Origin of the sequence: uncultured Mucilaginibacter sp., assembly GCF_903913935.1 — a bacterium.
Classification (GTDB): Bacteria; Bacteroidota; Bacteroidia; order Sphingobacteriales; family Sphingobacteriaceae; genus Mucilaginibacter.
The window spans coordinates 1-10646 of sequence record NZ_CAIWNH010000343.1; the positions used below are offsets into that span (position 1 = coordinate 1).

Genomic DNA, 10646 nt, shown 5'->3' on the forward strand with positions numbered 1-10646 from the left:
CAACGAACGCGGGCAAAACCTTGCACAATTTGCGCTTTCGTGGATCTTGAAGGATAAAAGGGTTACATCTGTACTTATTGGCGCCAGCAGGCCCGAACAGGTAACGGACTCTATCGGTTGTATCAAAAATACCACCTTTAGTGAGGATGAGCTGAATAGGATAAATGCAATTTTGAAGTAAAGCCTCGCCCTGCCCGCCTGTTTGGTTAGGGTGGGAGATAAGCGATTTTTCATAGTGGTCTTAGTGAATTCTTAGTGCCCTTAGTGGTTGACTTTTTACCACAAGGAACACAAAGAAAAACGCAAGGAGCGCAAGGAAGCGAGTAACAATTAAAACCATGATAAAAAAATCGATAGTTTTTAAATTTTTTTCCCTTATGCTGTTGAGCGGAATGGCAATCGGTGCATTTGCGCAGGCAAGCCCGACGTCAGACCATGTTGCATTGTATGTAAAGGACCTTAAAAAAAGTGCGGACTTTTATGAAAATGTAATGATGCTGCCGGTAATTCCGGAGCCTTTTCATGACGGTAAACATGTTTGGCTGCGCACCGGCGAACATTCCCAGCTGCACCTGATCCAGGGAGCCGCTGCAGTGACAGACCATGATATCAACTCGCATTTTGCCTACACGGTGCCCAACCTTGCGGATTTTACCAAACATCTGGACGAAATGCAGGTGAAATACGGCAACTGGAAACAGGATTCCAAAAATCCGCAATTAAGGCCGGATGGCGTTAAACAGGTATACCTGCAGGACCCGGACAATATCTGGATAGAAGTTAATGACGATAAATTTTAAACCATCCAAATTAAAAACATTCCAATCCATAAAGCTATGACAACGAGAAGATCATTCCTCAAAACGTCGGCGGTACTTTCTGCCGGACTATTAATGGGCCCGAAATTATTTGCTTACGATAAAAAATACATCGGCCTGCAATTATACACCGTGCGCGATCATATGCAGCAGGATGCTGGCGCCACTTTAGCCAAAGTAGCACAGATCGGCTATACTTCGGTGGAAGGTACCTATAGTGGACCGGGCAAGTTTTATAATGTGGCCACCAATGATTTCGCGGCCATGTTAAAGCAAAATGGCCTGGTGATGCCAAGCTGCCATTACCGCCTCGGCGAAGAAAAAGTGAACGGGCAAATGCAGCCAGGCACAATACTGAACGGATGGGACAAAGCAGTGGAGGATGGCGCTGCCATTGGTTTAAAATACATGGTTTGCGCCTTTCTTTCCCCTAATGAACGCGGAACACTTGACCATTACAAACAGGTAGCCGATGATTTTAACAAAGCCGGCGAGATCAGTAAAAAAGCGGGCATTCAACTTTGCTACCACAACCACGACTTTGAATTTATACAGCAGGACGGTAAATATCCCTATGAAACCCTACTGGCCAATACCGATAAGGACCTGGTTAAAATGGAAATGGATATGTACTGGGTAACCAAGGCCAACCAGGATCCGATTGCCCTCATCAACGAACACCCGGGCCGTTTCCCGCTATGGCATATAAAAGACATGGACAAAACCACCAACCGGATGTTTACGGAAGTTGGTAATGGTATCATCGACTTTAAAAAGATCTTTACCCATGCCAAAAAAGCCGGCTTGAAATATTTCTTCGTTGAAGAAGACAAATGCCCCGGCGAACCTTACGACAGCATTACCCAAAGCATCAATTATATCAAAAGTAATTTAGTTTAAGTATCTCACAAAAATCAATACAATCAACTGAGGCCGGGCTGGAAAGTTCGGTCTTTTTTTTAGAGTGACTTTTGCTATTACCTATCAGCTTTTTATTATAATGTAGAAATAGACTGCTAATAATTTGGAATTGATTGTATTGGGCGAAGTGTATTGAATCGGATTTAACAACTATAAACTTTAATTTTTACCTGTCGGATAGGTGATGAGCCAAGTAATAAGATTTATTACTAAAAGGGTTGGTAGCGTCAATATTACCAATATTAAAATAACATTTTCGCGTGTAAATAACAAACTTGCAGCAAGTATCAGATGGACAAAATTCTTAACAGGATTGATCCGTTTTCTATAGGTGAACTTATCGACAAAAAAATAAATACTATACGTTACAAAGCAAACCAGTGCGATATGAATTAAAAAAGCGGTTGGGTACATTAATCCGGCGTTAACATCCCCGTGTTCATGATTAACTCCATAGCAATAGAAAACAATAAGAAGAAATGGGAATGCGATCAATGACTTCGTAACGACTGTTTCAAAAAATAAATCAGGATAGGTTTTAGGCATGATTTGGTAATATTAAGTTTAGTTTATTGGTATCGATAGATGTTCGTAATTTTCAACTTCGAATATACTTTACATGTCGCATTTAAATAACATCACTGGCCGACTTTATATAGAAAGTTTAATAGCGTTTGGAAAGGGTGTTTATTCCATGACATTCCGGAAACTTTATTTCGTTATTTTTTTCAAATCAGTGGTTGTAATGATAATATCTGCTCCTTTTTTTGCCAAACCCTTGGAAAGAATTTTATCACCTGTCCATAATTTTGCATCAAGTTCAATTCCAAGCGCAATAAAAGGCGTATCGTCTTCATCAATATCTTTTGTCAAAGCAAATGCCTTAACCCAGGACTGTTCGCTTATTAATTCTTCAGAAACAAAATTTATGGTCGATAAAACCAACGCTTCAATGTCGGATAAACTTTTCGGGTTGAGTTTAGAATAGGCGGCTATTTTGGGTTCGTATCTTTTTAGTTCCTCCTTGAGGAGCTCGGGCGCAAAGAATGTAAATTCATCCTGTATATTCATCAGGATTTCCCCGATAGCTGAATAGGGATTTAATAGAGTACTAAATACTATATTAGTATCAACTATTAACTTCACTTTATAAATTTCCCTTTATTTTCTGCCCACCAGCGCTTTTTGGATTCATCTGCCAATTGGTTGGCCTGCTCGTCGGTGCCTTCGCTTTTTCTGATAGCTTCCTTATATTTAAGGTAGTTTACGATGCGTTGAAAACCTGCAGTATCAATATCTGCGGGCAACCGGAATATGATCTCATCATGTGTTCTTTCTATCACCATATAACAAAAATACTAAAAATTTAGTATCGAATATGCAAATCGAAATTCGGAATTCAATATTCAATATTCAATATTCATTATTTTTTGAAGCAATAATCTTCCTACCCCTTACCCACCACAATCCCATCACCGTTATTTGCGGCTTTCACACTTTCCTTAGCCGGTTCCACATCGCAGGCATAGCCAAACAGGCAGCGATCTTTGATCATGGTAGCTACTTCGGCGGGTACGTATTGTTCCCAGCCTTCGGCGCCTTGCTTAATCAGTTGCAGCACTTTATCGGTTTGTACGCTCAGGTTGTTTTCGTTGTAATGCCTGATGTCTTCAATTTTGTTATTGGCGATCAGGTAACGGTAAAGATCCATTAAATGGGCGGGCGGGTTAAACTTCAAACAGTTCAGGATGACGCCATCGCGCAGGGTAGGGTAGATAAACAGCTTCACCTTGCGGCTAAACAGGGTGGCAAATGATTCCAGGATGCCGCCCTGCAGGTCGTTGTAATGCTCTTCAGAGAAAATGTACTCCAGGTTAGGGTAGCCCATTACCACACCCAGCTTTAGTTTGGTGATTTTTGACAGGTAGGCCACGAGTTTATAATATTCGTGAAAATTGGAGATCAGTACGGTTTGACCGTGGCTGCAAAGTATATCCACGCGTTCAAGAAAATCCTTTTCATCAATATCAGCGGTATGGTCAGCGTCCCGCTCTTTAAGCGCCTGCAGGGTAAGCTCTGTGATCACGATCACATTCGACTTATCCACGTCAGGTTCCTGCATAAATTGTTTAACACCGTTGTTCAGCATATCCAGATGTACATTGATGAGCGGCCGGAAACGCCCGCGGATCACCACGGTATGTTTTTTATGCAATACCTCACTTGGCTGCTGGTTTTTACCGTCCGGCCCGAATACAGCCGCGTCTGAAAATCCATATTTCACCAGGTGCAAACTCATCAGCCGGTTATCCACGTTACTGAAATCCGGGCCTTCAAAACGGATCATATCGATCTGGATTCTGTCGCTGCTGAGGTCGTCCATCAGCGAAAGCAAAAATATGGGTGGTATGTGGTGGTAGTAAAAACAGGCATATATCAGGTTAACACCAAGTACACCAACAGCCTGTTGCTGCATGTTATTATCATAATCCAGTAATTTAACGTGCAGCACCACATCATTAAAAGGGCCGTTGGGTTCCAATTGAAAACGAACACCCATCCAGCCATGGCCATCGTTTGTTTTATGATAATTAAGCGCCGATACGGTATCTGCAAAAGCAAAAAAAGTAGTCGATTCTCCGCGCTGTACGCCCAGGCGTTCTATCAGCAGGCCATATTCATGATCGAGCATTGAGATCAGGCGGTTCTCGCTTACATAACGCTTTATGGTTTGCACGCCGTAGATGGCATCAGAAAAGGTCATGTCATAGGCAGACATAGTTTTGGCTATAGTTCCAGACGAGGCCCCGGCCTTAAAAAAATTAGCCGCCACATCCTGCCCCGCGCCGATCTCGGCAAAAGAGCCATAAATTTGAGGATTGAGATTAATGGCAAGCGCTTTTTGTTTGGTCCCGATATCTTTATGATGGATACTGCTCATTGAATTTCTGTTGTTTTAGTTGCCACGATCATGAACTAAGGAGAAGCGCAAAAATACAGATTTTTAGGGAAACAGGCGGCAGAATTGCATGCAATTTATTGTACCAGCCTGCACGAATGCAAAATATTTGTTGCGCAGGGTGTTATTGGTTGAAAATGTTTAAATTGTAAACAACAATTAAACGCACCAGTAACCGGATATGAATTCACGACGTAACTTTTTACAGAAATTAGGGGTAACGGCCCTTGCCCTGCAGCTGGCGCCCATTGCAGGATGGGCAGAAAGTACATCCATTGGAAATGTTGATTATGAAGGGCCAATATTACGTGTGGCCATTATGGGGCTCGGTAGTTATGGCGAACGGGTTGCAGAGGCCATGCGCAGCTGTAAAAAAGCAAAGCTGGTGGGGGTTATCAGCGGTACACCGTCAAAAATAAAAACCTGGCAAAGCAGGTATGATATTCCCGCAAAGAATTGTTATAACTATGAAAATTTTGACGCGATAAAAAATAATCCCGACATCGACGCTGTGTATGTGATCACTCCCAACGGCCTGCACCACGATGAGGTGATCCGCGTGGCTAAGGCCGGTAAACATGCCATTTGCGAAAAGCCCATGGCGATAAATGCAAAGGAAGGGCAGGAGATGGTTGATGCATGTAAAGCTGCCGGTGTAAAACTGCTGGTGGGCTACCGCATGCACTTTGAACCTAAAACGCTCGAAGTGATCAGGATGCGGAAAGCGGGCGAATTTGGTAAGATTAAATTCTTCCAGGGATTGTGCGGATTTACCATTGGCGACCCTACCCAATGGCGTTTAAATAAACAATTATCAGGTGGCGGCTCCATGATGGATATCGGTATTTACGCCATCAACGGCTCCCGTTATATGATAGGGGAGGACCCCATTTGGGTTACCGCGCAAGAGACTAAAACCGATCGCGTAAAATTCAAGGAGGGCATTGATGAAACCATCCAATTTCAGTTTGGCTTCCCCAGCGGGGCTACAGCATCCTGCCTGTCAACATACGCTATGAACAACCTCGACCGGTTTTTCCTTGACGGGACGGATGGTTTTGCAGACATGCAGCCCTCTACAGGCTATGGCCCCATTATGGGCCGTACCCATAAAGGTGAATTAATTCAACCCATCACCACGCACCAAACAGTTCAAATGGATGAAATGGCTGCAATTATTTTTGAGGGTAAACAACCGGTGGTGCCCATTGATGGCGATGAGGCTGTAAAAGATTTGAAACTGATCGACGCGATTTACCAGGCTGCGAAAACAGGGGAGAAGGTAGAAGTGAAGTTGTAAGCAGGCACAACTTAATCCCTTTTCAACCAACCGGTAATACTCATCCTTGGTTTATGCGTTATCAAAACCTCGTGCTCCAGCTCGTTGCTTTTGAAAAATACACTTGTCCCATTCATGGGCGCGATTAATTGCGCGATGCCTTTGGGATAGATGCACAACTCGCCGCCGTCGGCAGCAATCCAGCCGGGGTTCAGGTACATTACCATGGAGAATTGCCTGCTGCTGTTGGTTTTAAATTGATCAAGGTGTTTTTTGTAGAAGGCACCTGTTTCATACAATGTGTAATGAAATTCGTACCCGGTGATCCCCGTGTAACAAGTTGTATTTAGATGCGCGACAAAGCCGTCCATAAGGTCGAAAAAATCGTTTTCTGTAATGTCATTGTGCCCGCGGTCCAGCCAGTAGATCTGATCGCCGCGTACTGACCTGTTAAAAACAGCAAGCGTTTCATTACCAGTACCCGCAGGATTGAGCAGGCCGCCGGTAAAAAGATTTTTAAGGTTGGCAGCAAGGCGCAAAGCCAAGCCCTCACTCAAAAAGTTTCCGGAAATACCGCATTGGTCAGCCATAAAGCTAACAATCAGTTCGTCAAAGTTGTTGTTCAATATCCGCGCCGTACTAAAAGATACTGATGCGCTTTTGGTGAAGGTAGCCTTAATTTTTAATTAAAAATCCAAAACTTATTCTGCTGAACTTCGTTTAACCAAATATGGTTAACACAAGAACAATTTATGCCAAACACGAGGAGTTTACTTTTCCGGCAATGTATAAAGGAAACAATATGGACTTAACCATTGTTCCTGCAGAAGACCGCTTTGCGGTACTTGCAAACGGGAAACTGTTTGGCCATATTAAAGTGGGTTACGGGCGGCACACCTGGTTTGTAACTGACAGCAAATTTGTTGATTCAGAATTGGTAAATGAAATTGGCCAAAGGATTATCGGCGAATTTTATTGAGTAAAAGCTAATTCAATAAAAAAGCCCTCCAGCAATGCTGAAAGGCTTATTGTGGCTTTTAGCGGCAAATAGCACATTACCAGTCGCCATAAAACTTTTGCTTAATTCTGCCAGTCGAATTTCAGGGTTTTATACTTTTCTGCTTCCTCTAAAGTCAGGGCCAACAAAATATTTATAGTTTTCCCGTTCAAACCGTAAAAAACGTAATTGCTTTTTTGAGCAGTTTCAAAAAACTGGATGGTATACTTATCCTTGAGATTTGAATTGTTTTTAATGATCTCAGCAAATCTGAGTTTGAAATTTTCCTTTTGAATTGCTGTAGCTGTTGTTTTGGCGACCATAATTATTTCTTTTTAACCTTAATGGCCGATAATCCTTTAGGGCCCTGCTCTGTTTCAAAAGTGACCAGGTTGTTTTCCTTTAATGGCTCAGTTAAGGCGTTGATATGCACAAAAATACTTTCCTGTGTTTGCAAATCCTTGATAAAGCCGTAGCCTTTCGCTTCGTTAAAAAACGTTACCGTACCGTTCCGGATAGTGTCGTGCGGCAGGTCTTCCTGCCGCGCTACACTTACCTGGATATCTTCAGAATTGATCTTTATTTTCCTTGACGGATCGGGAGGAGTTGACGTAATATTTCCATACTCGTCAATATAAGCCATCATATCTTCAAGGCTTTTGCCCTTGCCGCCATTTGCTTTGCGGTCTTCGGCTTTTTCCTTTTTCTCTTTGGCCTTCTTTAAACGGGCTTTTTCTTTTTCCTTTTTACTAAAAGTTTCTGTCGATCTTGCCAATGCGTATTAAGCTATTTTAACTTTAACGGCACTTGGGCCTTTTTTTCCTTCTTCTACTTCGTAAGTTACTTCATCGTTTTCGCGGATCTGATCGATCAGCCCGGTAACGTGTACGAATACTTCTTTGCCACCGCTTGTTGGTGTAATAAAGCCGAAGCCTTTTGACTCATTAAAAAATTTTACTGTTCCTGTTGCCATGATTGTTTTTATGTATGGCCGCAATATACATTTAATTATTGGTGTATTTGTTTTTCGCAAAATTTGTATATCCCGGCAGTTTGGCCATTGTATATCAGGAAAATGCGTTCCGGCAGGATAGCAGCCAATAATCTGTGTAACTTTAATTGATTTTTTTTTCTGAAATAAAATCAAGGGATACAAGGTTTCCAGTAAAAAAGCTTAAAATACGGCGAAAAGCGTTTAATCAGCGCAGCATATAAATGGTAAAATCCTCTTCAGCATAGTCGCTCACCAGTTTCACGTTGGGGCAAAGCGAACGGCAGCAGGCCATTATCTTTTCGCTGTTATAAGCAACCAGCAATCCGTTTGGCACAATAGCCCTTAATAGATTAAAGGCAAAGCCGCGCCGGCACGCGCTATATAGCTTTGCAATTACCCGAAAAATAAAATCAGGATCTTCGCTGTGGTAATTTAATGAACCGCTTGCCAGCACGTAATCAGCCTTGGGCAGGTCTATCAATGCAAAATTGCCGTTGATAAAAACGGCGTGTTCCTGGTCTCCATGACGTTTATTGGCTTCATCCAAAAACTCCGGGATCTGCTCAATCCCTGTATAATTCAGCGGGCCATAGCGCGCAGTTAGGTACGGGAGCAGGTCGCCGTAACCGCAACCGGTGTCAAGCACGCTGCATTCGCTCATATCGGCAATCCCCGCAAGCGCTTCAAAACGCACCAATTGGCTCTCCATATCGCGCCAGCCCAAAGCAAGGCTGCTTTGCGGGCCGTAGGTACCCACCATCATCCGGTGATAATTAATAATTGCTGCCGGATCAGTTAATGGGTTCATTACAGGTAAAGTTAAAAAACGAATTACACTATCGGGGCCTATAGTCCTGAATCTAAAATCAGTTGCTCTTTTCTGACTCAGGACTTTCGACTCAAGACTTTTGGCTAAAGACTAGGCCTTTTGCTTGCGCAGGTATTTTGTAAGGATCACAATTTGCTGGCCCTCTATTTTTCCTTCAACCTGGTCGGTGTTGTCAGTTACCAGCCGGATATTCTTTACAACGGTTCCCATTTTGGCGTTAAGCGAACTGCCTTTTACGTCAAGCGACCGGGTCAATACCACCGTATCGCCGGTTTGCAATTCGGCCCCAAGGCTATCCCTATGTACTGCTTCTGCTTCTGCAGAGGTATCATCTACGGCAACCGCTTTTGCCCATGCCAGGGTTTCTTCGTCAAGGTAAAGCATATCCAGGTTTTCTGCAGCCCATCCCTCATTTTTTAAGCGCGACAGCAAACGCCACGCCACTACTTGTACTGCAGGCACTGCGCTCCACATGGCTTCAGTTAAAAAACGCCAGTATTTGGCATCCGGTTCAGCGGTGTTGCTGAGTTGTGCCAGGCATGTACTGCAGATCATTATCCCGTTATCGGGGTGATTAGCGGGAGGTACGGCATAAACAGATAGATCAGTTTTTGAATGGCAAAGTTCGCAGGCATTTCCGCTGCGTGCCACGAGTAAGGAGCTTGTCATATTAAATTTTGAAAGGCGCAAAGCTAAGCTTTTTGAGCAGAGTTGCGGGAATGAAACGCCCCCGGCCAGCGTTATTTATTTTTCCCCTGGTGTAAAATATGGCATTCTCTTATCAGCGTCAGGCTAAAGGCGAGGAAACAGGCAATGCGGGGTCCTGCCCAAACATTTGGCTCAATAAGTCGTAAATTTCAGGATGTTTATGTTTCAGTTGATCCGGCTTTTCAAAAAAATATTCAGCGGCTACCGCTAAGAATTCTGTTTCGTTGGTGGATGCGTAAACGTCAATATCTGATTTACCAGCTTCGATCCGATGCATTTCCTGATGCATCATTTTAAGCCAGGGTACCGTATATTGATGCGGCAGCAGATTTTCAGGCACGCCATCGGTCTCTCCGTCGGATTTATCAAGTAAATGCACAAATTCATGAATAGCCGTGTTTCCCTTGCCCGAAGAGCTGGAAAAACCCTTTAGTAACGCAGCCCTGGAGAGCAGCATCTGGCCGTTCATATAACCGGAACCTACCATGCCCATAATATTTCGGTTTTCTCCTTCAAACTGGAACTCCTGATCAAAGGTATCAGGGTAAAGTATGATGTTGGTAAGGTTATTATATTTCCAGCCAGGGAAGCCAAAAATGGGTATTACACCGCTTGACGCTATCAATGCACGGTCAATATCCGTCAAGGTTGTGCCCACGCCCTCTATCCTTACATATTTTAAAAAATCATTTACCTGTATTTCAAACCGCCCTTTATCTGCTTTATCAAGCTTTTGATAGTATGGCACCCGGGTATTCAGAATTATTTTTAATGCATTGGGCAGTTTTTCGGCGTTTGTTAAGCGCGAAAGCCGGTTTTTCCTAAAGAAAAAGTAAACAACGCTGGCGCACAGGATAGAGATGATTAATATAGCCATTTACATATATACATTTAAAATCGATAACTGTTCGCCAAAAACAGGTAAACCGGTGTTGAAAAAGAAATGAATAGCAATTATCCAAAAGTAACCTTATATTTTGCCATAGATTTTCATTTCAAATCTTGCTGGCGTAGTAAAGTAAACTGAAGGGAAGTGGGAAAACTACAGGATTACTTATAGCTGGTTCAAGTTAAAAGGCACGATCTCGTTATGCAATTAAAAAGACAGTCATTGTCCGCGCACCATGTGCTCCCAAAACCA

Annotated in this window: 16 protein-coding genes; 5 read left to right on the top strand and 11 right to left on the bottom strand. The window is 43.0% G+C overall.

Annotation, left to right across the window (positions count from 1 at the left end; translation table 11 throughout):
* The 3 genes from QZY09_RS13410 to QZY09_RS13420 form a co-directional block, all read left to right on the top strand.
* A partial coding sequence (locus QZY09_RS13410) for an aldo/keto reductase (protein WP_295673148.1) occupies positions 1-181 on the top strand: 181 nt, incomplete at its 5' end.
* A 157-nt stretch (positions 182-338) separates the two neighbouring features.
* Positions 339-800 carry a VOC family protein gene (locus tag QZY09_RS13415; protein WP_295673150.1) on the top strand — a complete coding sequence of 154 codons (462 nt, stop codon included), beginning with the start codon at positions 339-341 and terminating at the stop codon, positions 798-800.
* Between the two features lie 36 nt (positions 801-836).
* Positions 837-1718, top strand: coding sequence for a TIM barrel protein (locus tag QZY09_RS13420; protein ID WP_295673151.1), 882 nt, complete (start codon positions 837-839; stop codon positions 1716-1718).
* Positions 1719-1898: 180 nt separating this feature from the next.
* Here QZY09_RS13420 and QZY09_RS13425 read toward each other — a convergent pair whose 3' ends face one another.
* The 4 genes from QZY09_RS13425 to QZY09_RS13440 form a co-directional block, all read right to left on the bottom strand.
* On the bottom strand, positions 1899-2285 hold the full coding sequence (locus QZY09_RS13425) for a hypothetical protein (RefSeq protein WP_295673153.1): 387 nt from the start codon (positions 2283-2285) through the stop codon (positions 1899-1901).
* 165 nt (positions 2286-2450) lie between these two features.
* Entirely contained in the window at positions 2451-2885 is a 435-nt protein-coding gene (locus QZY09_RS13430; RefSeq protein ID WP_295673155.1) for a PIN domain-containing protein, read from the bottom strand.
* Positions 2882-3085 (bottom strand): hypothetical protein, encoded by a 204-nt coding sequence (locus QZY09_RS13435; protein ID WP_295673157.1) that lies wholly within the window; start codon positions 3083-3085, stop codon positions 2882-2884. The genes QZY09_RS13430 and QZY09_RS13435 overlap by 4 nt, the downstream gene beginning before the upstream one ends.
* Positions 3086-3186: 101 nt before the next feature.
* Entirely contained in the window at positions 3187-4680 is a 1494-nt protein-coding gene (locus QZY09_RS13440; RefSeq protein ID WP_295673158.1) for a TonB-dependent receptor, read from the bottom strand.
* Between the two features lie 199 nt (positions 4681-4879).
* Here QZY09_RS13440 and QZY09_RS13445 point away from each other — a divergent pair, with 199 nt between their 5' ends.
* Positions 4880-5998, top strand: coding sequence for a Gfo/Idh/MocA family oxidoreductase (locus tag QZY09_RS13445; protein ID WP_295673159.1), 1119 nt, complete (start codon positions 4880-4882; stop codon positions 5996-5998).
* An 11-nt stretch (positions 5999-6009) separates the two neighbouring features.
* Here the strand turns inward: QZY09_RS13445 and QZY09_RS13450 are convergent, their stop codons facing one another.
* On the bottom strand, positions 6010-6603 hold the full coding sequence (locus tag QZY09_RS13450; RefSeq protein ID WP_295673161.1) for a 2OG-Fe(II) oxygenase: 594 nt from the start codon (positions 6601-6603) through the stop codon (positions 6010-6012).
* A 104-nt stretch (positions 6604-6707) separates the two neighbouring features.
* On the opposite strand from QZY09_RS13450, the gene QZY09_RS13455 reads away from it, so the two are divergent.
* Complete coding sequence (locus QZY09_RS13455; RefSeq protein ID WP_295673163.1) at positions 6708-6956, top strand: hypothetical protein; 249 nt, start codon at positions 6708-6710, stop codon at positions 6954-6956.
* Between the two features lie 101 nt (positions 6957-7057).
* Here QZY09_RS13455 and QZY09_RS13460 read toward each other — a convergent pair whose 3' ends face one another.
* From QZY09_RS13460 to QZY09_RS13485, 6 genes are all read right to left on the bottom strand, one after another.
* A complete protein-coding gene (locus QZY09_RS13460) occupies positions 7058-7297 on the bottom strand; it encodes a hypothetical protein (RefSeq protein ID WP_295673165.1) in 240 nt (79 codons plus the stop codon).
* Positions 7298-7299: 2 nt separating this feature from the next.
* A complete protein-coding gene (locus tag QZY09_RS13465) occupies positions 7300-7749 on the bottom strand; it encodes a cold-shock protein (protein WP_295673167.1) in 450 nt (149 codons plus the stop codon).
* Between the two features lie 6 nt (positions 7750-7755).
* Positions 7756-7947 (bottom strand): cold-shock protein, encoded by a 192-nt coding sequence (locus tag QZY09_RS13470; protein ID WP_096353200.1) that lies wholly within the window; start codon positions 7945-7947, stop codon positions 7756-7758.
* Positions 7948-8173: 226 nt separating this feature from the next.
* A complete protein-coding gene (locus tag QZY09_RS13475; protein ID WP_295673170.1) occupies positions 8174-8776 on the bottom strand; it encodes a trans-aconitate 2-methyltransferase in 603 nt (200 codons plus the stop codon).
* Positions 8777-8887: 111 nt separating this feature from the next.
* A complete protein-coding gene (locus tag QZY09_RS13480; RefSeq protein WP_295673172.1) occupies positions 8888-9466 on the bottom strand; it encodes an alkylphosphonate utilization protein in 579 nt (192 codons plus the stop codon).
* Positions 9467-9584: 118 nt separating this feature from the next.
* Entirely contained in the window at positions 9585-10382 is a 798-nt protein-coding gene (locus QZY09_RS13485) for a zinc-dependent peptidase (RefSeq protein WP_295673174.1), read from the bottom strand.
* Positions 10383-10646 lie beyond the last annotated feature (264 nt).